Source organism: Prochlorococcus marinus CUG1435 (assembly GCA_017644375.1).
In the GTDB taxonomy this organism is placed as follows: Bacteria; Cyanobacteriota; Cyanobacteriia; order PCC-6307; family Cyanobiaceae; genus Prochlorococcus_A; species Prochlorococcus_A marinus_AH.
Map to the genome: position 1 here is coordinate 436,079 of JAEPLP010000001.1, position 21,836 is coordinate 457,914.

The 21,836-nt window shown below is 33.9% G+C and carries 21 protein-coding genes and 1 tRNA gene; 7 read left to right on the top strand and 15 right to left on the bottom strand.

Annotation, left to right across the window (positions count from 1 at the left end; genetic code table 11):
- Window position 1 precedes the first annotated feature (1 nt).
- Window positions 2-214, top strand: a complete 213-nt coding sequence (locus JJ844_02535) for a hypothetical protein (protein ID MBO6974555.1) — start codon at window positions 2-4, stop codon at window positions 212-214.
- Here JJ844_02535 and JJ844_02540 read toward each other — a convergent pair.
- Window positions 211-1,119, bottom strand: coding sequence for a serine hydrolase (locus JJ844_02540; GenBank protein MBO6974556.1), 909 nt, complete (start codon window positions 1,117-1,119; stop codon window positions 211-213). The genes JJ844_02535 and JJ844_02540 overlap by 4 nt on opposite strands.
- Before the next feature lie 3 nt (window positions 1,120-1,122).
- On the opposite strand from JJ844_02540, the gene JJ844_02545 reads away from it, so the two are divergent.
- Window positions 1,123-1,881 carry a C40 family peptidase gene (locus tag JJ844_02545; protein ID MBO6974557.1) on the top strand — a complete coding sequence of 253 codons (759 nt, stop codon included), beginning with the start codon at window positions 1,123-1,125 and terminating at the stop codon, window positions 1,879-1,881.
- A 65-nt stretch (window positions 1,882-1,946) separates the two neighbouring features.
- Here JJ844_02545 and JJ844_02550 read toward each other — a convergent pair whose 3' ends face one another.
- Window positions 1,947-2,546, bottom strand: a complete 600-nt coding sequence (locus JJ844_02550) for a photosystem I reaction center protein subunit XI (GenBank protein MBO6974558.1) — start codon at window positions 2,544-2,546, stop codon at window positions 1,947-1,949.
- A 27-nt stretch (window positions 2,547-2,573) separates the two neighbouring features.
- Window positions 2,574-2,687: a photosystem I reaction center subunit VIII gene (locus tag JJ844_02555; protein MBO6974559.1), complete on the bottom strand. Its 114-nt coding sequence runs from the start codon at window positions 2,685-2,687 to the stop codon at window positions 2,574-2,576.
- Between the two features lie 92 nt (window positions 2,688-2,779).
- Between JJ844_02555 and JJ844_02560 the strand changes: the two genes are divergently transcribed.
- A complete protein-coding gene (locus JJ844_02560; protein ID MBO6974560.1) occupies window positions 2,780-3,172 on the top strand; it encodes an annexin in 393 nt (130 codons plus the stop codon).
- Window positions 3,173-3,176: 4 nt separating this feature from the next.
- Here the strand turns inward: JJ844_02560 and JJ844_02565 are convergent, their stop codons facing one another.
- The 3 genes from JJ844_02565 to psaA all read right to left on the bottom strand — a co-directional run bounded on the left by JJ844_02565 (window position 3,177) and on the right by psaA (window position 8,802).
- Window positions 3,177-4,139 (bottom strand): glycosyltransferase family 2 protein, encoded by a 963-nt coding sequence (locus tag JJ844_02565; GenBank protein ID MBO6974561.1) that lies wholly within the window; start codon window positions 4,137-4,139, stop codon window positions 3,177-3,179.
- A 103-nt stretch (window positions 4,140-4,242) separates the two neighbouring features.
- On the bottom strand, window positions 4,243-6,471 hold the full coding sequence (psaB, locus tag JJ844_02570; protein ID MBO6974562.1) for a photosystem I core protein PsaB: 2,229 nt from the start codon (window positions 6,469-6,471) through the stop codon (window positions 4,243-4,245).
- Between the two features lie 27 nt (window positions 6,472-6,498).
- A complete protein-coding gene (gene psaA / locus JJ844_02575) occupies window positions 6,499-8,802 on the bottom strand; it encodes a photosystem I core protein PsaA (GenBank protein MBO6974563.1) in 2,304 nt (767 codons plus the stop codon).
- Window positions 8,803-9,137: 335 nt separating this feature from the next.
- Here psaA and cobJ point away from each other — a divergent pair, with 335 nt between their 5' ends.
- Together cobJ and JJ844_02585 are read left to right on the top strand one after the other, a co-directional pair.
- Entirely contained in the window at window positions 9,138-10,940 is a 1,803-nt protein-coding gene (gene cobJ, locus JJ844_02580) for a precorrin-3B C(17)-methyltransferase (GenBank protein MBO6974564.1), read from the top strand.
- Between the two features lie 94 nt (window positions 10,941-11,034).
- Complete coding sequence (locus tag JJ844_02585; GenBank protein MBO6974565.1) at window positions 11,035-11,823, top strand: TIGR01548 family HAD-type hydrolase; 789 nt, start codon at window positions 11,035-11,037, stop codon at window positions 11,821-11,823.
- Between the two features lie 236 nt (window positions 11,824-12,059).
- On the opposite strand, the gene JJ844_02590 is transcribed toward JJ844_02585, so the two are convergent.
- From JJ844_02590 to JJ844_02605, 4 genes are all read right to left on the bottom strand, one after another.
- On the bottom strand, window positions 12,060-12,221 hold the full coding sequence (locus tag JJ844_02590; GenBank protein ID MBO6974566.1) for a hypothetical protein: 162 nt from the start codon (window positions 12,219-12,221) through the stop codon (window positions 12,060-12,062).
- Window positions 12,222-12,224: 3 nt separating this feature from the next.
- Window positions 12,225-12,617, bottom strand: a complete 393-nt coding sequence (locus JJ844_02595; protein MBO6974567.1) for a hypothetical protein — start codon at window positions 12,615-12,617, stop codon at window positions 12,225-12,227.
- A gap of 2 nt (window positions 12,618-12,619) precedes the next feature.
- On the bottom strand, window positions 12,620-14,473 hold the full coding sequence (locus tag JJ844_02600; GenBank protein MBO6974568.1) for a carbamoyltransferase: 1,854 nt from the start codon (window positions 14,471-14,473) through the stop codon (window positions 12,620-12,622).
- A gap of 414 nt (window positions 14,474-14,887) precedes the next feature.
- Window positions 14,888-16,000, bottom strand: a complete 1,113-nt coding sequence (locus JJ844_02605) for a hypothetical protein (GenBank protein MBO6974569.1) — start codon at window positions 15,998-16,000, stop codon at window positions 14,888-14,890.
- Between the two features lie 95 nt (window positions 16,001-16,095).
- Here JJ844_02605 and JJ844_02610 point away from each other — a divergent pair, with 95 nt between their 5' ends.
- Window positions 16,096-18,144: an acyltransferase gene (locus JJ844_02610; GenBank protein MBO6974570.1), complete on the top strand. Its 2,049-nt coding sequence runs from the start codon at window positions 16,096-16,098 to the stop codon at window positions 18,142-18,144.
- Window positions 18,145-18,282: 138 nt separating this feature from the next.
- Here JJ844_02610 and JJ844_02615 read toward each other — a convergent pair whose 3' ends face one another.
- The 3 genes from JJ844_02615 to JJ844_02625 all read right to left on the bottom strand — a co-directional run bounded on the left by JJ844_02615 (window position 18,283) and on the right by JJ844_02625 (window position 19,864).
- Window positions 18,283-18,447 carry a hypothetical protein gene (locus tag JJ844_02615; protein MBO6974571.1) on the bottom strand — a complete coding sequence of 55 codons (165 nt, stop codon included), beginning with the start codon at window positions 18,445-18,447 and terminating at the stop codon, window positions 18,283-18,285.
- 67 nt (window positions 18,448-18,514) lie between these two features.
- Window positions 18,515-18,603 (bottom strand) — tRNA-Ser (locus JJ844_02620).
- A gap of 61 nt (window positions 18,604-18,664) precedes the next feature.
- Complete coding sequence (locus tag JJ844_02625) at window positions 18,665-19,864, bottom strand: alanine racemase (GenBank protein ID MBO6974572.1); 1,200 nt, start codon at window positions 19,862-19,864, stop codon at window positions 18,665-18,667.
- Window positions 19,865-19,881: 17 nt separating this feature from the next.
- Between JJ844_02625 and JJ844_02630 the strand changes: the two genes are divergently transcribed.
- A complete protein-coding gene (locus JJ844_02630) occupies window positions 19,882-20,439 on the top strand; it encodes an HNH endonuclease (protein ID MBO6974573.1) in 558 nt (185 codons plus the stop codon).
- A gap of 13 nt (window positions 20,440-20,452) precedes the next feature.
- Here the strand turns inward: JJ844_02630 and prfA are convergent, their stop codons facing one another.
- Both prfA and rpmE read right to left on the bottom strand, forming a co-directional pair.
- Window positions 20,453-21,547 (bottom strand): peptide chain release factor 1, encoded by a 1,095-nt coding sequence (prfA, locus tag JJ844_02635; protein MBO6974574.1) that lies wholly within the window; start codon window positions 21,545-21,547, stop codon window positions 20,453-20,455.
- Between the two features lie 28 nt (window positions 21,548-21,575).
- The gene (rpmE, locus tag JJ844_02640) at window positions 21,576-21,836 is read right to left on the bottom strand and encodes a 50S ribosomal protein L31 (GenBank protein MBO6974575.1); all 261 of its coding nucleotides are present in this window, start codon (window positions 21,834-21,836) and stop codon (window positions 21,576-21,578) included.

Sequence of the window (21,836 nt, forward strand, 5' to 3'; positions counted from 1 at the left end):
AATGAAGAGGAAAGAAATTGAAAATTTAATTAAAGAAAATTTTAAAGATACAGCATTACGTATTTATGAATTAGATAATGAAGATAGAAAAAGTTTGTTAGCAGAATATAGAGAATGGATTATGAATGATTTAGATTCTGAGGAGGTAATGATGTTACCTTATGAAGCCTATACTGATAAATTAGACTCTAATTACTTAGACGATTTACTTTAGTCCTTAATAGTATATCTCTTATTAAATTCATATACTTCTTTGGCTATTAATGGTAAAAAGGAAGTATCTTTAGAATATTTTTCTCCATTACAAAAAACAACTAATAAAGTGTGTAAAGATTGACTATTAGTCCACCAAGCTGAATCATGTCTAACTTCAGACATTAAGCCTGCTTTACTCCAGAGATTAATGCTTTCCGGTAATCCTTCACCCAAAAAACCATCTATTTGATTAAGAGAATCGTTTTTAAGAACAACTTTATTTAAATTTCTTTTTAAAAAACTTCGTAAATTTAAGTTATTTTTTTGATAATCAATATGAATCATAATTTCCTCCAAAACCCTTGCAGCTGAATCAGAATTCATAGCGTTTCTATTTTTATTGTCATGCCCATAAAATTCTTTTTCACGACCATATGGTCCATCATCCCAGGTCTTCTGACAGCAATTTATACCACTCAATTCCTCCCAATGTAAATCATGTAGCCAATCATTTATTATACTTCTTTGATATTTCCAATTTTCCCATAATTCCCCTTCAATACAAGGTCCACTTGTTGTTCCTGTAAGTAAATCAATTAAGAAGCTTGTTGCATTATTACTTGATAAAGAAAGCATTTTCCTTACAGCATCATTAAGTTCATCTGATAATAATAAACTTCCTTTTTTAATCCAATAAAATGCCGCAAGGCCATAAACCAACTTGACTATGCTGGCGGGGTAAACCATTTTTTTATTATTAAAACCAGTTCCAAAACCTTTAAATACACTGTTATTTTCACTTTTATAATTAATCCAAGTTATAGCAATATCTTCTCTTGAAAAATCTTTATTATGAGTACATACTCTCCCTAAAATATCATTTAGGGCTAGACCCATCTCTTTACTTGGATAGTAGAAGGACATTGTATGGAAAATTATAAAAATCCTATCTCACTATTTAAACAAACTAATTTTTCAAAAACTATTTGGTGGAAATTAAAAGTTAATATTTCTGGATATCAAAATGCAACAGAAAATAAATTAGTTACTGAAATATTTAAAAATAGAATTTTTAGGCTTATTTATCCAAATATCTATCAAAATAACCATAAATTTTCAAGAATATTAGTTCAACTATATGAAGACGGTTACATCTGTTGGATAAATTTAGATGGATTGATTATTGAAAAATATGAATTAAATAAAACTGAGAGTTTAAAAAATGAACACCTCCTTATAAAGGATAAAATTACCTCAATTTTAAAATGGATCAAGGATCAAGCTGAGTATACTAATGAATACCTTTGGGGAGGCACATTAGGACCCAATTTTGATTGTTCCGGTTTAATTCAGACTGCTTTTTTCAAACATCGAATTCATATACCTCGAGACTCTTATCAAATAAAAAGTTTTTGTAAACATCTTTTTTATTTCAAAGAGTCTTATGCAGCTCTAAAACCTGGCGATCTTTTATTTTTTGGAAATATAGAAAAATGTGATCATATTGGAATCTACAAAGGAGACGGTTTGTATTACCATAGCTCTGGAAAGAATTTTGGTAGAAATGGAATAGGAATAGATACCCTAAAACAGTCTAATGATAAAATCTCATTGCATTATCAATCTAAGCTTATTTCGGCAGGAAGAGTTATTAGAAATTATAGATGGGATAGAACAATACGTTAGTAAGTAGAGCTCAGATTTTAATTTAAAATTAAATTTTAAATATTACTTATTTTTTTATTTAGTAATTAACCAGCAGTCCAAATATTTTTAATAATTGGCATTATGGTATCTAAGTGTAATGTCCCAACAAGTAGCCAAGCAAAAACTGCTCCTCCACAGCCTCCTAACCAAAATCCACTTGTAAAATCAGCCCAACCAGCTCTTGTGAATAAGTCCTTTGGCGGATTATTAACAGTCGCATCTGGAGGTTGAACATTTGGTGCTTTACCTGGTGCATTATAAAGAACTAAGAGTGCTGTCAAAATATGAACAGCTCCAATAGCCGCAAGAAGTCCAGCAGTTAGAGCAAATTCAGAATTTCTTAGTGGGCCAGTCATAGTGAAAGGACCATAAAGGAGATATCCAAAAGCTGCTCCAGTTTCTAAGCCTCTAAAATTAGGAGAAATACCTTCTCTATAAAAAGGTAAATTATTTATAAAAGCTTTTGTAAAATAGCCACTATTAACTGGGGTAGCTAAATTACCAACACATGGATCAGCAACAGTTTTTACTGCCCATTGTTCTGCAACACCAATATCATTTGGTTGTACAGAATTATCTATGTATTTCTCATCAAACTTTATTGAACTTGTTGATTCTGAGAATGATTTTTGAAAGTCGCTCATGTTTTTAATAGTTTAGTGTTTAATAATTTATTCAGTTGCTGTAATAAATCTTCCAATCAATACGATAAAAACAGCAGGCATTGCTATACCAATTAATGGAACAAAAATTGAGGGTAAAAGACTTGGTAAATCAGATGGCATAATTCTTTAAACATCTTTGAACACTTTAGTATTTATCTGCGAAATAGTGTTAATTTTATTACTGGATGATATAAAAATTATTAACTTTTTACATGTTAAATTTTTTCGCAATTGTTCTTATTATTTTTATAGGAATATTACTTCTAGTTTTTAAAAAAAGAAGCTTTAGAAAATTCATAAAAAAAGGCAAATTACATTCTGATAAATTAAAAAAAAATAGAAAAAATTATAATAAATTTCTATCTAATAAAAAAAGTTTTTTATACAGTCACGAAGCAAAAGAGTACTCATTATTTTATAAAAAATCTCAAAGAAATAAAATGTTTAGTCTTTTTCAGGGAAATACAGAAGACAAATTAAAAGCATTAAAAATTGCAGAAGAATTGTCTGATAAATCAACATTAACAATTTTACGACAAGGCTTAAGAGATACTTCTCCTGAAGTGGTTAAACTTTCAGCTTTATTAATAATAAAATTTAAGTAAAAATTTAATTTTTATTGGCACTACTTATTGACCTTATTCTATAAATTGGACGACTTTGACTTTCATGATATGTTCTAATTAAAAGTTCGCTCAATAATCCAAAGCTAAATAATTGAACCCCAGCAATTCCCAATATTAAAGCAAACATTAACAACGGACGATTTCCAATATCCTCACCCATTATTTTTAAAACAATCAAATAGGAACTCATTGCAAGGCTAATCAAAATACTTATGATTCCAACAAAACCAAATCCATACATCGGTCTTGTTAGAAATTTAGTCATAAACCAAACAGTTAGTAAATCCATTAAAACTCTAAAAGTTCTATCTATTCCATATTTGCTAGATCCATATTGCCTGCTTCTATGATTGACTTTAATTTCTTTGATTTTTGCACCTTCAATATTAGCTAAGACGGGCAAAAACCTGTGAAGTTCTCCGTACAATTTAATATCATCAATTATTTCTTTCTTAAAGGCTTTTAATGAACATCCATAGTCATGCAACTTCAAACCTGTTACGCGAGCTATTAATTTATTCGCTATTTTTGATGGTATCTTTCTATTAATTAATTTATCTTTTCTGTCAAACCTCCATCCACAAATCAAATCGTAGCCATTATTAATTTCTGAAATTAATATCGGAATATCATTTGGATCATTCTGTAAATCACCATCCAAAGTAATAACAATATCGCCTTTAGAGTTATCAAAGCCAGCTGACATTGCTGCAGTTTGCCCATAATTTTTGCGAAGGGAAATCACTGACAATTCTTTAATTTTGAAAGTTAATTGTTTTAATACTTGTTGTGTATTGTCATTAGAACCATCATTTACAACAATCAATTCAAAATTAAATTTATGTAATGACATTACATTTATAACTTCATCCAATAAAAAACCAATACTCTCACCTTCATTAAAAACAGGGATGATAATAGAAATTAATTTTTTTATATCTGACATTTATGTTTGATATATTTATATAATTTTAACTTAATTTACAACATTAAAATTAAACAAAAAAAATCACCACATATGTGGTGATTTGAATTATTTAAAGGAAAATTTAGCCAAACTTACCGGAAGTTGATGCAATCACAAATGCACCGAAAGTCAGAATGTTACCAATGGTGAAATGTGCTAATCCAACTAATCTAGCTTGAACAATTGATAGTGCGACTGGCTTATCTCTCCAACCAACAAGGTTAGCAATTGGAGTACGCTGATGTGCCCAGACTAATGTCTCAATTAATTCTTGCCAGTAACCACGCCATGATATTAGGAACATGAAACCAGTAGCCCAAACTAAGTGACCGAATAGGAACATCCATGCCCAAGGAGACAACGAGTTTACTCCAAACGGATTATATCCGTTAATAAGTTGAGCAGAGTTTAACCATAGATAATCTCTGAACCAACCCATTAGATAAGTTCCTGATTCGTTAAATTGTGCTACATTACCCTGCCATATTGCTAGGTGTTTCCAATGCCAGTAGAAGGTTACCCATGCTAGTAAATTTAATGCCCAGAACATCGCTAAGTACATAGCGTCCCATGATGAACTATCACAAGTACCTCCACGTCCAGGCCCATCACAAGGGAATGCATAACCTAAATCTTTCTTATCAGGAATTAATTTAGTTCCTCTGGCATCAAGAGCGCCTTTGATAAGGATTAAAGCAGTTGTATGCAGACCTAAAGCGATAGCATGATGAACTAAGAAATCTGCAGGACCTATAGGTAAAAATGCACTTAAGGCATCTTGTCTATTGATAAGATCCATCCAGTAATGATTACCTGGTAATGAATTAGCAGCAAGACTTGCTGAACTTGTAGGATCAGATAGTAGAGCATTGAAGCCGTACATCATCTTACCTTGAGCTGCTTGAACAAATTGAGCGAATACTGGCTCAATTAGAATTTGCTTTTCAGGATTACCAAAAGCTACAACAACATCGTTATGGACATAAATTCCAAGAGTATGGAATCCAAGCAACATTGTTACCCAACTAAGATGACTTATTAAAGCTTCCTTTGTTCCAAGAACTCTCGCTAGTACATTATCTTTATTTAATTCTGGATCGTAATCTCTTACAAAGAAAATAGCTCCATGTGCAAAAGCACCAACCATCAAGAACATTGCTATGTACTGATGATGACTATATAAAGCAGATTGTGTAGTGTAGTCCCTAGCGATAAAAGCATAAGAAGGAAGGGCTCCCATATGTTGCGCAACAAGAGAAGTTGCTACTCCAAGTGATGCTAATGCTAGTCCAAGTTGGAAATGTAATGAGTTATTGACAGTTTCATAAATACCATCATGATTAATTCCGAAACTACCTTTATGAGGATCATTTGGGTGTCTAGTATTATGAGCTTCTGTAATTTCTTTGAGGCTATGACCTATGCCAAAAGTATTTCTATACATGTGGCCAGCAATTACAAAAACTGTTCCTATTGCAATATGGTGATGAGCAATATCAGTAAGCCATAATGCTTCGCTTTGAGGATGAAGACCTCCTAAGAAAGTAAAAATTGCTGTTCCAGCACCTTCAGATGTTCCAAATACTTGATCTAGAGAATCAGGATTTTGTGCATATGCTCCCCAGTTTAAAGTAAAGAAAGGAGCTAAACCTGCAGGGTGTGGAAGTACTGTTAACCAGTTATCCCAGCCTACATGCTGTCCTCTTGATTCAGGTATTGCAACATGAACTAAATGACCTGTCCAAGCGATACTGCTAAAACCAAATAAAACAGATAAATGATGATTTAATCTTGACTCTGCATTTTTAAACCATGCCAGAGAAGGTCTGAATTTTGGTTGTAAGTGTAACCAACCTGCAAACAAAGTCCAACAAGCAAGAATACTCATAAATATTGATGCTTGGAAGAGTTGCTCGTTAGTTCTCATTCCAATTGTGTACCACCAATGGTAGAGACCTGAATAAGCGATGTTTACTGGGCCGCTTGCTCCAGCTTGTGTCATCGCTTCTGTGATACCAGATCCAAAATGAGGGTCCCAAATAGCATGAGCGATAGGGCGGACATGAGTCGGATCAAGTACAAATTGCTCAAAGTTACCTTGCCAAGCAATATGAAATAAGTTACCAGCTACCCAGAGAGCGATTATTGCTAGGTGTCCAAAATGTGTAGAGAAAAGCTTCTGATAAAGTTTTTCTTCGGTCATACCATCATGACTTTCAAAGTCATGAGCAGTTGCTATTCCGTACCATATTCGTCGGGTTGTGGGGTCCTGAGCTAGACCCTGGTTAAATGATGGAAATTTTGTTGCCATTGAATTAAAAAGGTGAAGTTCAGGTTATTAGCCCAGCCCGAAAAGGCGAGCATGGAAGAAGGCCCATGTGGTAGCAATACCACCTACAAGGAAGTGTGTAACACCTACTGCACGTCCCTGTGTAATAGATAGAGCTCGAGGTTGAATAGTTGGAGCAACCTTTAGTTTATTATGTGCCCAAACAATTGATTCGAACAATTCTTGCCAATATCCTCTTCCGCTGAAGAGGAACATTAAACTAAACGCCCATATAAAGTGAGCTCCTAAGAACATCAAACCGTACATGCTTATTGATTGACCATAGCTTGTTAGCACTTGAGAAGCTTGGGCCCATAGGAAATCTCTTAGCCAACCGTTGATAGTAATTGCGCTTTGTGCGAAATTACCACCAGTGAGTCCCCAAACATCACTTTGCATTTTCCAAGAGAAGTGGAAAATAACTATTGATAAACAGTTATACATCCAGAAGAGAGCCAAGAAAACGTGATCCCATGAAGAAACTTGACATGTACCACCTCTTCCAGGTCCATCACAAGGGAATCTAAATCCTAAAGAAGCTTTATCAGGGATCAACCTTGAACTTCTTGCATAAAGTACTCCTTTGAGAAGTATTAAAACAGTTACATGGATTTGGAAAGCGTGAATATGATGAATCATTAAATCAGCTGTACCTAATGGAATTGGCGCTATAGCAACCTTTCCACCAACTTCTACTAAACTTCCATTAAAAACTTCACTTAAAGCTTTGTGAGGTAAAGCTTCTGCAGTACCTGCTAAAAGAGAAGTACCAACAGCAGATGCTTGAATACTCTGTACCCATTGAGCGAAGATTGGCTGAAGTTGGATTGCAGAATCACTAAACATATCTTGAGGTCTACCCAAAGCTCTCATAGTATCGTTATGAATATAGAGTCCAAAACTATGGAATCCTAACCACATACATACCCAGTTCAAGTGACTGATTAGAGCATCTCTTGCCTTAAGAATTCTGTCTAATACGTTATCAATATGCTTTGCTGGATCGTAATCTCTAACCATTGCAATTCCAGCATGCGCACCTGCTCCTACTATGAATAATCCACCTATCCACATGTGATGGGTAAATAATCCAAGAACTGTCATATAGTCAGTAGCTATATAAGGATATGGAGGCATCGCATACATGTGATGAGATACAAGTATACTTATTGATCCAAGCATTGCTAGGTTTACTGAAAGCTGAGCATGTCTACTTTCTGCCATAAACTCAAAAAGACCTTGATGACCTTTAGGAGCAGGGAATAATATTGGGTCTCCTTGTTGTGAATCTAATATTTCTTTCATACTATGACCAATACCGTAATTGGTTCTGTACATATGACCACCGATTATTGCTATTACACCAAAAGCTAAATGATGATGTGAAACATCAGTCATCCATAAACTTCCTGTAACAGGGTTAAGTCCGCCTTTGAAAGTAAGGAAGTCTGAGAAAGCTAACCAATTTAAACTAAAGAAATTGCCTGTACCACTTGCTAATCCAGGAAATATCTGACCAATAATTTGTGGATCGCAGAGTTGATGTGGCATAGGCATATCTGCAATAGTTGCTATTTCTTTTCCATTAATAACTAAGGGAGAACCAGCATCAATTGCATCTAAGAGAGCTGCAGTAGGAGCTCCAATATGAATACAATGACCAGCCCATGCTAAAGATCCAAGTCCTACTAAACCAGCTATATGGTGGTTAAGCATAGACTCAATATCTTGGAACCACTCCATTTTTGGAGCTGCTTTGTGGTAATGAAAAATTCCAGCATGGAGCATAAGTGCAGCCATTACCACTGCGCCTATTGCTAAAGCCATCAGTTCACTCTCATTAGTGATTCCCCATGCTCGCCACATGTGGAATATTCCTGAACTAATTTGAATACCGTTATAGTTAGCACCAAGATCAGCATTAAGCATTTCTTGACCAACGATTGCCCATACTTGCTGAGCTCCAGGTTTGACATGAGTTGGGTCAGCTAACCAACCTGAGTAATTAGAAAATCTTGCTCCATGGAAAAATGCAGCACTCATCCATATAAAGATGACTGCAAGATGTCCAAAATGAGCTGAAAAGATTTTTCTTGTCGCTTCTTCAGCATCGCCTGTATGCACATCGAAATCATGTGCATCAGCATGCAAATTCCAGATCCAAGTTGTAGTTTTTGGACCTTTAGATAATTTACTTGACCAGAAACCTGGCTTATCTAATTTGGCAAAATCAATAGGTCTTGGATCGGCCTTGACAGGATCTTCCAAAACTTTTTTGTTTTTTTCTCCACTTTCTGGTGGGCTGATGGTCATCTAGCACCTCGAAAATAATTGACATTAAAGCCGATTGATCGGAACTTGAGCATATATATAATGATAATGTTCAAGAAAACGAATCCATTCGGAACTTTAGATATTCGTTTCAAAAATAATAAGGCAAAGATTCTTTCGTTATGCATTAACGTAACAAATGTTCTAATGATTGTTACTATATGAATATTTTGTTAAATTCTTGTCTATGACTAAATTATGGGTATTTTTACTCAAATTTTATATAAATTTCTTAAATTTTTTTTTATATTTCAAATAAAATTTTTTGAATCAAGCGACAGGATATAATTTCAAAGTTACTATCAATAGTTTCTAATTTGAAAGGAATTGCTATAGGTCTATCTAATCATTCAAAAGAAATTTTAAAAAGGCTTAAAAAAACCGAATTTGTCAAAGATATATATATTGCAGGTTCTTCAAAAGATAATGGGGAGGAGAATGAACTGGTTCAAGTACAAAAACCTAGAGAAATCTTACTTAAAAAATGGTCGGAGATAGATTTAATAATTTTTATAGGCTCCATTGCTGCATCAATACGCATAATAAATTCTTTTTTAACCTCTAAAGATAAAGATCCTGGAGTAATAGTTATAGATAACAAATGTTCCAAGATAGTTCCTTTAATTGGCTTACATCAGTCAAATACGCAAAATATTGCATGTCAAATTGCTAATTTACTTGGTGGCGAAATCATAGAAACTAATAATTCCAATGATCAACGCTTCTTAAATCTTGATGCATTTGGGAATCAATGGGGTTGGGAAAGATCTGGAAACATAAAGGATTGGTCAAAACTAGTAATTAAACAATCTAAGAACGAAGAAATATTTTGCAAACAATTATCTGGTAATAACTTATGGAAAAATTCAGAGTCAGGTGAGATTATTAATCAAATTAATGAAAAAGAAATTGAAAAACCAGATTCAACATTTCATGTGAGTATATTCGAAAATCATGAAACAACTTGGCATCCGCCCGTATTATGGATTGGCATTGGATGTGAAAGAAATACAAGCAAAAAATTAATAGAAAATTCTTTAAATAATTTTTTGGAGTCAGAAAATTTATCCCAGAAATCAATTGCAGGGTTTGCAACTATTGATATTAAAAAAGATGAGAAAGGGATTTTAGAACTTTCTGAAGAAAAAAGATTGCCTATTAAGTTCTTTAGTAAAGAAGATCTTTCAACAATAATTGTTCCAAATCCATCTAATGTCGTGCAAAAAGAAATTGGCATACCCTCCGTAGCAGAAGCCTCTTGCTTACTTGCAGCTGGAGAAGAATCAATATTATTAGAAGAAAAAAGAATTTTTAAAAATCAATCTGGGGCAGTAACTATCGCAATAGCAGAATCAAAAAATCAATATAATCCAACCCAGGGCGAAATACATATTATTGGAAGTGGGCCTGGCGATATCTCCTTCCTAACCAGTAATGCGAAAAAAGCACTTTCTAGATGTACTATTTGGATCGGATACAAAATGTATTTAGATTTAATTAAGCCCTTAAAAAGGAGTGACCAAGTTTTAATTGAAAGTAAACTTACTGAAGAAAAAAATAGATGCAGTAAGGCAATTGAACTAGCCGAGGGAGGAATAAAAGTGGCTTTAATTTCTTCAGGTGAATCTGGATTTTATGGCATGGCTGGTTTACTTTTAGAATTACTTCAAAAAATCAAAAAAAAATATAGACCTTATTTTGAAGTACATCCAGGTATAAGTAGTGTTCAATTAGCGGCAGCGATTAGCGGTGCACCACTAATGAATGACTTTTGTTCAATAAGCTTAAGTGATAAATTAACTCCATGGTCTTTAATAGAAAAAAGAATTGAAGGAGCTCTTGTGGGTGACTTTGTAATAGCTTTATTTAATCCTCAATCCATTGAAAGAAATTGGCAGCTAAAAAGTGTAATAGATACATGTTTACAGTCAAGGCATGGTGATACTCCAGTTTTAATAGCTAGACAAGTAGGGAGAGAAAATCAATCCAAAAAATTTTTTACTTTAAACACTATTCCTTTTAAAGAGATTGATATGTTATCAATCATTATTATTGGCAATTCTCAAACAACCCTAGTTGATGAAATATTTCTCACTCCCAGAGGATATTTACAAAATTAAATTTAAATAATCCGTTACTCAAAAATTGAATGTTTTTCTTTGCTTTTTCTTTGTAAAGATACTAATCTTTTAAAATAATGATTAAGAAAATAAATTGAAAAATATTGGTTTAATTTTGTTTGACATAGATGGGGTAATCCGCAACGTAGAAAATAGTTACAGACTTTCATTAAAAAAAACAGTTTTCAAATTTTCTGGATGGGAGCCAAGTTATATAGATATTGATAATGCAAAAAATGAAGGGATCTGGAATAATGACTGGGATTTAAGTTTAGAACTTATAAAAAGATTTATAAAAAAAGAGGGCTTAAACCTTAAAATTCCTTCAAGAGAGGCAATAATAAAATGTTTTGAAGAGTTTTACTTTGGTGGAGATCCAAATAAAGATAGTAAATTTTGGTCTGGATACATAACAAATGAGGAGTTATTAGTTAATAAAAAGTTTTTTGATTTAATTCAAAGCAATGGCATAATCTGGGGTTTTGTTAGTGGTGCAGAGTCTACTTCTGCAAAATTTGTTTTAGAAAATAGACTTGGTCTAAAATCACCACCATTAATATCTATGGGAGATGCCCCCGACAAGCCTGATCCTAAAGGTTTTATTGACTTATCAAAAAAACTTATTGGAGATAAACTGGGGGAATCAAATATCCCTATTGCATATGTAGGTGATACTATCGCAGATATAAATACAGTTTTAAACGCTAGAAAGGAAATACCATCTCAGAAATTCATAAGTATTGGAATAGCTCCCCCTCATTTACATTTAGATTCTCGATTAAAAGAACGTAATTATTACGAAACAAATCTTAGAAATGCAGGAGCTGACTTGATTTTAAATTCTATTTATGACCTTGAAGATATTAATCTTGAACTATTTTAAAAAAATATTAATTAAAAAAATTTTCTGAAAAAATTACGGAGAGGGAGTCACTAGAAAGAGAACGCTAGAGAACCAGGATGAACTAATACGAACTAATCTGAATCCAGATGAAGTAAATTTACCCACCAAATTACCCACCATACTTAAATGAAATAAACTTAACTATAGATTAAATACCTTAGATAAAAATTTAAATTTATGTATATTTAACCTACCAAAGAAAGTTATCTTTTCCTTTAAAAAATTGAGTAAATAAATGGTGCGACGACTGAACCTTTAGTGAAAATAATTAGTGCTCCCATGAGAACAATCGTAATAATTAATGGCGCTAACCAGTACTTTTTACGAACTTTCATAAAGTCCCAAATATCTTTAACGAGATCAAAAAATGCTTCCATGGTTCAAAAAATGCGTTTCAGGTCAATGTTTTTGTCTTTACAAACTTCTCTGTAAGTCTTCTCACCTTTGCGTTTAGTTTTTAATGGATCATATCCTGTAAGACGCATTATGTAGGCAATAGGTTGCAATACAAAAATGAAGACCAGACCGAGGATGATGTGACTATTAATCCATCCAAGAACGTGTCCTAATGCCATCCAACCCTTATATGGGTAGTGAAGTAGGCGTGGTGCAGTCAATCCAATTAGCAATCCAGGGACTCCTATCCAAAAAGTCCATGTTCTGAATTGGTGCCCCAAGAGTAATGGAAGTAACCAACCAATCAGGATAGGGAATCCAAATCCAATAAGCAGTCCGAACTCTCGAAGTTGTTTTTTAGAGATTATTTCTTTCATTATCAATCAAGTTCAAACTCCTGCATCCAGGTCTCATCCCTCGCTACTTTGGGTTGATTACCTTTGAAAAGGATCTGATTTTGAAGAACCAAGACATCTATCTCTGTCCGCATGAAACACCTATAAGCATCCTGAGGTGTACAAACGATAGGTTCCCCTCTTACGTTGAATGAAGTGTTAATAATGGTAGGGCAACCAGTCTTTCGCTTAAAGGCGCTGATAAGTTCGTGGTAACGGGAGTTTGTTTTTTTGCTTACTGTTTGAACCCTTGCTGAATAGTCAACATGGGTTATTGCAGGTAGAGAAGATCGCGGAATATTGAGTTTTTTAATACCAAAAAGTTTTTTTTCCTCTTCTGTCATCTTCTTACAAAGTTCTTTCTTGACTGGAGCAACCAGAAGCATATAAGGACTCTTAACATTCATCTCAAACTGATTGCTAACATCTTCTTCCAGAACTGATGGAGCAAAGGGACGGAAACTTTCTCTATACTTGATTTTTAGGTTCATCACGCTTTGCATTTTCTGATTTCGTGGGTCCCCAATGATGGAGCGCCCACCTAGTGCTCTAGGACCAAATTCCATAGGACCATTAAACCAACCAATCACATGACCTTTCTCAAGTTCCTCTGCCAGACTCTCAAACAATTCAGGATCACTTTTAGTTTGGAATGGCGCTTTAATCTGTTCAAGATAGTTAATAATATCAACGTTGCTGAACTCGGGACCCAAATATGTTCCTTTCATGGAGTCGCTGGTGTTGACGAATCTCTCTTGTTCTTGGTGTTGATGCCATCCCACCAACGCAGCACCGAGCGCTGAACCAGCGTCACCACTGGCAGGTTGAATCCAAATTTCATCAAAAATATTCTCTTTCAGCAATTTCCCATTAGCAACGCAGTTAAGAGCAACACCACCAGCAAGACAGAGATTATCAATACCTGTTTCTTCTCTCAGTGACTTTGCCAGTTTGAGTATGATCTCTTCTGTGACGACCTGAATGGATGCCGCAAGATCCATATGGAATTGGGTAAGTTCCGTTTCTCCCTGTCTTGGTGGACTACCAAAGAGTTTGTGGAACTTCCGTCCAGTCATGCGGAATCCTCGATGATATTTGAAGTAACTCATCTCGAGACGGAATGTCCCGTCTTCTTTAATATCAATTAAATTTTCTTTAATTTTGTCGACATATCTGGATTCTCCATAGGGAGCAAGACCCATGAGTTTGTATTCACCAGAATTTACCTTGAATCCGCAGTAATAGGTGAATGCAGAGTAAAGAAGACCCAAAGAGTGTGGAAAACTGATTTGCCATAGCGGTTCAATGACCTTACCTTTACCGATCCAGGCAGAAGTTGTTGCCCACTCACCAGCACCATCCATGCAGAGAATGACCGATTCCTTAAAAGGACTTGGGTAGAAGGCAGCAGCGGCATGAGAAAGGTGATGCTCTGAAAAAAGCAATAAGGGCATCTTTAAGGAGTGAAATCCTAGTGAATTATGAACTGCTTTGAGATTCTTTTTAAGTTCTGTCTTTAAAAAAAGTTTTTCTTTCAACCAAACTTGCATCGCTGCAACAAAGGATCTAAATCCTCTTGGTGCTGTTCCTAGATAAGTCTCTAGAAGACGTTCAAATGTAATTAGAGGTTTCTCGTAATATACTATTTCTTTAATATCTGAAACACTGATTTTCTGAGATTTTAAGCAGTAATAGACTGCATTCTTTGGAAAACTAGAATCATGCTTCTTCCTAGAGAATCTTTCTTCTTGTGCAGCACTAATTATCTCCCCATCTTTCAATAAAGCAGCGGCACTGTCGTGGTAATAACAAGATAACCCTAATACATAAGAACTCATTAAATATGAAGAAGATTTTGAATAAAATAGAATATTTATTATTTAATCATAGATTAACAACTATTAGTTCTCGATATTTGATATTACCCAGCACTTTGTTGAGGAAATTGTAAACCTGTTCAAACTTGTAAGAACCTCATATTCTCAAATCTGCATTCTTATAAATAGATCTGAAACTTCAGCGAACTCTAGTAAAATTTCACGAATCAAATAATCACGGAGAGGGAGACACATGCAAGAGAACCCTAGAGAACCTAGATGAACTAACAAGAACTAAACTATGCCATATCAAGTTGAATTACCCACAAATTTAACAACTAGAATTTAAACATCACATAAGAGTAAATATTTAAATCTTGCAATTATTAATATAGAGGATGCAACAATTTTCTAAACGATCATAGTCTTTTTTTTCTACCTTAAAGAACATCCTTGAGATGTAGCATCTGCAATAAGTTTATAACCATGCTCATTGAAATGCTTAGGATCACGTTTCCCATGTATAAACCTATCAAATGCTTCTTTTTGAATTGTTTTCGTAGGATCCACAAATGTCATAAATTCTAAATTAAAGCGATCCCTCAGTAATCTCCTTATTAGCAATGATTTTTTGTTGTTTGATTTTGAGTCTGTCTTAAGAGATTTATTTGGTAGATATTTCTGGTAATAGAAATCTTGACTCGGGGAGTAGATCGTAGCGGGAGATGGAATATAAACTAAGCACATATTTGCCTTGGGATACTTTGTGGAGAATTTTTTGACCGAGTCTTCAAAGTAATTTATTTCATTAATAATTTCTTTCTCTGAGAGTCCTGCAGAAGCAGTTTGCATTGGTGGTATCTTGCGACAAATATCGCCAATACATACATTGTTATGCAAAATTTTTTTTGAAGATAGTGATACTTTTTTACGTTTTGGGAACTTTGATAAAATTTTATTCTTTGCCACTGAAGTCGCCCTTCGAACTGTATAAAAAATAGGTAATTTAAATCTTAATTTACTAGTGAAAGAATCAAATGGCAGTTTTTTGCTAATTAATGTATTTTCGAGATCATTTCCCTCATAAAAATATAAGATAAGATTAAAAGTTTCTGATTTTATTGGCATACCAGTGAGATTCTTGGAATCTCCCCTCAGATGCTTTTCTAATAATTGCAATTGTGCTGGTATATGGGATCCACTATTTGCGGCAAGGTAGATATTTGTATTTTTTCTCCACTTTTCATCTAGAAAATGTCCTATGGAGTATTTGTAAGAATCTTTTAAGTACAAATCACCTGCACCCTCTGCATAACTATCCCCAACAATGAAAAGAGACTTTGAATTCTTTACTGAGTTTTTATAATCCGGGTAAGTCCATCGCGCAATGGGTTCAAGATATTGGAGTAATTTACGCGAGAAATCTTGCCGTTGATTATTGTTATTTGAAATATATATTATAAATTGGTTTATGGTAAGTATTCCTAATAAGGTGCTCATTACAATAAGTATTGTATTGATGGCAAGATTCCTTATCCTAATGTTCATAAAATTAAAATATAGAATAATTTAATAAGACCTTCACGGACACCTTTGGAGTTTATCTGTGTAAAAATTATTATTTAGATAATAATAACTTGTAAATGAGTAATATTCCTGCCAAAAATATTTCATCAAGGAGCAGTAGTTATCGTCAAGAGATTGATGGATTAAGAGCATTTGCTGTAGTAACTGTAATCATAAATCACTTCAATAAAGAGATTTTACCTGGTGGGTACCTCGGCGTTGATATATTTTTTGTTATATCTGGATTCGTTATTACATCATCTCTATATCAAAGACCAAGTCAAAACTTCACAGATTTCATCAGCGGTTTTTACGAGAGGAGAATCAAGAGATTAGTTCCAGTATTATCATTTTTTGTACTCATCACAAGTATTGCAATATGCCTATTCAATCCTTCACCAAGAATATTCCTAAATACTGGTTTAACTTCTTTATTAGGTGTATCTAATATCTATCTTTTCCGAATATCAACTGACTATTTTGCTCAATCAACAGAACTTAATGTATTCACCCACACTTGGTCTCTTGGAGTTGAAGAACAGTTCTACATCTTTTTCCCTTTTCTAATTTGGTTTTCTGGATTTGGAAGACAAACTAAGAATGGCGCTAGAAATCTTTTTTTAATAGTTGGGACACTAACATTTGCTTCGCTCATTGGATTTCTATACCTCTATCAAAAAAATCAATCAGCGGCATATTTCCTGATGCCTACAAGATTTTGGGAAATGTCATCAGGATGTTTGCTCTTTATTGGTTTGCAGAAAAGAAAATCTATTGAACAATTACTTGAGAAGGTGCCACCAATTTTAGTGCTAGCATTGACAGTTGGGGTTATGTATTTACCAATATCTTTAGCAACACTATCAACAGTGTTAGTGGTCTCTTTTTCTGCATTACTTATCGCTTCTGTGAAAAAAGGAACAACAGCATTCAAATTTTTTACTAATCCCAAAGTCGTTTATATAGGTTTGATCTCTTATTCTCTCTACTTATGGCACTGGGGTGTAATTTCCATAAGTCGTTGGACAATTGGTATTGAATGGTGGACAGTGCCTTTCCAAGTCGCTCTGATTTTTGCCCTCGCAATTGCGTCTTATAAGTATATCGAAACACCATTTCGTAATGGCAAATGGTTTAGCAAGCGATGGAAGACAATATTATTTAGTAGTGGAATGATATTTACACTTTCAGGAGGTCTTTTTGTGCTAGGGAGACCTTTTATCGGAAAATTATACTTAGGCAATCGTTCTACATTAATAATCCCTAATTCCAATTGGAGAAATGAAATTAGACTAGGCAAATCTTTACTTATAGGCAAGACATGTCATGCAGATTCAACATATTCTTCAGAGCAATTAAGATTACTTTTTAAAGTATGCAAATACCCTCTTATCAGAGAATCAAATAATCAAAAAACTGTAGCGTTTTTAGGAGATAGTCATGCCGAAAGTCTACTCAAAGCAGAAGAAATCCTAACTAAATCTGGATTCCGAGTAATTCATTACTCACATGCTGGATGCCCTTTTCCTATTCCACCTTATGGAATAAATAGTCCAGAATGCAATAAGTTCCTTATAAATGCAGAAAACTCAATCTTTAAAGATCTAAACTCAGGAGATTCTATAGTTATATACAATTATCATCTAAGTCATCTTGGTAGTCCAAATCTCAAAGACACCAGGCATCAAATCCTAAATCGTAACAATTTACTTGTTACAGATTCAGATAAAAAAATCGATATATACATGAATGGATTAAATGAACTATCGAAAAAAGCATATAAGAATTCAATATTGATTTATCTCATAGGAAGTGCATATCGAAATAGTGATTTAGAATTTACAAAAGAATTTTTCCGCCCAAATAATCTCGCACTTAAGACTCTTTTAGAAGAAAAAGTTAATGCAAAAGAGATGAATTATAAACTTTCAAAGAAAATTAAAGATCGTTCATTATCAAATGTGATCTTTATAGACCCACTAAAAATAATTGATAAGAGTTGTGGAAAAGATATTGAACCTTACTTTATTTGTTTCAGAGACTCCGACCACTTATCAAATAAATCATCAAAAACTTTACTTAATTTCCTCTTGAGAAATTATTTGAGACCGGGAACTAAAAAATAGAATAATTCAATGGAGCAACTACTAATCCTTTAGTGAAGACAATAAGTGATCTCATAAGGACAATCGTAATGATAAAGGTGCCAACCAATACTTTTTGCGAACTTTTATAAAGTCCCAAATATTAAGAATCCAATAATCTTAAAAAAATTTACCCCGACAATCGCTTAGCACGTCCTCTCTGACTACGTTATCTCTACCCACCATTTTTACTCCAGATATACATTTTACCCACCAATTTACCCACCACTTGGTTGACTTACTTTTGAACTTATGCGAACCTGTATAGACCTCATATTCTGGCATCTGTAGTCGTATCAGTAGATCTGAAACCTCAGCGAACTCTTATAAACTTCCACGAACCAAATAATCACGGAGAGGGAGGGATTCGAACCCTCGACAAAAGTTACCTCCTGTAACTCCTTAGCAGGGAGCCGCTTTCAACCACTCAGCCACCTCTCCAGTTCTTATAGATTATCAATTTTTTTGCAAACATTCAAAATTATTTATTTAATCGAAATGTCTAATCAACTTGAACTCTCGGCAATCTATTTTTAAAAGAACAAAGAATTTCCCAAGGAATAGTATTAGATTCCCTTGCCCAATCAATCGGAGAAATTGTTTTATTTCCTTCAGATCCTAGTAATACCATCGTACTGCCAACTTTAATTTCATCTGAACCTGTAATATCCACCATCATTTGATCCATAGTTATCGATCCTACTTGAGGATAAAGTTTATTTTTAAAGATAACTTTTATTTTACCTGAGAGATTTCTCGGGACTCCATCTGCATAGCCTATACTTAATACAGCCAACTTGGTTTTTCTACTACTTACAAATTTCCCTCCATAACTTACTCTTACACCTTTATCAATAACTCTTATAAAAGCTACTTTGACCTTCAAAAATAAAGCTGGCTTAAGAAACAAATTTTGATCTATTTTTGCTAGAGGACTATATCCATACATAGAGAGTCCAACTCTTACCATATGAAAATGAAAATCTTTATTGAGAAGCATACCTGCAGAATTAGCCAAATGAATCTTAATTTCAGTATTTCTATCAAGATTAATTTGCTTTAATAAATCATTAAACTTCAGCCTTTGTATTTGTGTAATACTTTTAGGATCTAATGCCTTATCTTCATCTGCAGACGATAAATGACTATATATTCCTTCTATTGAAATGTTCTCAAAAGATTTAATTTTTTCAAATTGCTGAATAAATTTATTAGATTCAAATCCTAATCTTGACATTCCAGTATCAACCTTAAGATGTATGGAAAATTTCAATCTAAAGTGCTTTCCGATATTATTGCAAATAAAACACTCTCTTATACTACTGATAGTTGGCATAAGATCATTTTTAAAGGATATTATTAAATCTCTTTTTGTATATAAATTTCCGAGAATAAGAATTGGTTTTTTAACTCCAAAAGACCGTAGCTTAATCCCTTCTTTTAAAGTGGCAACACCTAATTGCGAAGCTCCGCCTTTAATAGCGTAGTCAGATACTACTTTTGCATCATGTCCATATCCATCGGCTTTGACAACCGCCATAAATTGACAATTTTTACCTAGCTTTGTTCTTAACTGCCTAACATTTGCTTCTATTGCTTTTCCTTTAACTTCTATCCATGCTCTTTGTTTAGGATCTAAATCTTGTTTAAAAGTTGAATATTTATCAAAATTAAATCCATGATTGGTTTTCCGAATTTGCATTAACTTTGAACAATAATATGCGTTTATTGAAATATACAGTTAGCATGACATGTAAATTGTATTTTGGCATGGGCCAGACTCTAGTTTTAAATGCATCTTATGAACCTTTAAACATCACTTCTTGGCGAAGAGCTGTCATTTTGATGATCAAAGGTAAAGCAGAAAGCCTAGAGGAAGATAATTCATATTCAATACATAGCGGAAGAAAATTGCCGACAGTTATAAGACTTCGTTACTACGTTAAGGTACCTTTTAGAGAGGTTTCTCTAACAAGAAAAAATATTCTTATGAGAGATAATAATGCTTGCCAATACTGTAACTACAGAGGTAGCGACCTATCAATTGATCATGTTTTGCCTAGAAGCAGAGGTGGAACAGATAACTGGGAAAACGTTACTACAGCATGTCTTAGATGCAACGTACAGAAAGGTAACAGAACACCAGAAGAGGCAAATATGCCTTTAAAGCGTAAGCCTTATCGTCCACTAAGTAATCTCAATTTTGAGGCCACAAGACAAATTGACTCTGGCAGACATAAAGAATGGAGTAAATACGTAATAGGAATCTCAATTTAATAAAAATAAAATCCTAATTTACTTCGTTATTAAAATCTTCCATCATTCTTTTTTGTTCTTGGGCAATGCATGCATCAATCACTTCATCCAATTGACCAGCAAGTATTGGCTCTAATGAAAAATTAGAACCTAATCTATGATCAGTTGTCCTGTTATCTTTAAAATTGTAAGTTCTAATTTTTTCACTCCTATCACCAGTTCCAACCTGGGAAAGCCTTTGTGATCTTTCTTTAGCATTAGCTTCTTTTAATTGAATTTCATATAATTTAGCTCTTAAAATTTCCATTGCTCGCTCTCGATTTTGCAATTGTGATCTCTCTTGAGTACAAAAAACTCTTATCCCTGTAGGCTTATGGAGAAGATCAATAGCTGTCTCTACCTTATTAACATTTTGTCCCCCTGCACCTCCTGATCTTGCAGTACCAACCTCTAAATCAGTTGGATCAATCTTAACTTCAACAGGATCAGCCTCAGGCATGACGGCCACCGTAGCAGTAGAGGTATGAACTCTACCTTGCGATTCAGTAGCTGGAACTCTTTGGACTCTATGCACACCAGCCTCAAATTTCAGTTGACTATATACAGAATCTCCCTTAACGGAAATAACTAACTCTTTAAATCCTCCCATATCTGACTCGGAAGCACTAACAGGTTTTACAGACCATCCAATTTTTTGTCCATATCTTTCATACATCCTTGCTAAATCACCCGCCCATATACAAGCCTCATTACCTCCAGCACCGGCTCTGATTTCTAACATTACACTTCTCTCATCTCTTGGATCTTTTGGTAATAAGGCGATTGTGGTTTTTTGAATAAGTTCATTCTTACATTCCTCCAGAGTTATTAACTCCTCATTAATCAAAGATTCCATTTCTTTATCATTTCTATTCTCTCTAAGTAGATTTTTTGAATCTTCGATTTCTTTATCAGTATCAAGCAACTTATTAAAATCAATAACCAAAGGTTCCAATTTTGACCTTTCTCTTGCTATTGATTCTATTTTTTTTGGATCATTAGCTATATCAGGATCTGCAAGTTGCACTTCCAAATTTTCAAAACTTTCTGAAGCAGTTTTCAACCTTGCAATTAATGTTGAGTATTCCAATTGAAATTATGCTTAATTTTTGAAAATTCTATTTTTTAGTATCTTTTTCTTCTTTTTGCTCTTTTGATGTAGCCGAATTAGCTGAACCCATTCCATATTTTTTCATAAACCTATCAACCCTACCTTCTGTATCAAGAATCTTTTGGGTTCCAGTGAAGAAAGGATGATTACCACTCCATACATCAACATGTAATTCAGGCTGAGTGGAGCCTGTCGTCATTACAACTTCTCCATTACAAATAACTTTTGCATCTGGATACCATTTTGGGTGTATTTCTGATTTTGGCAT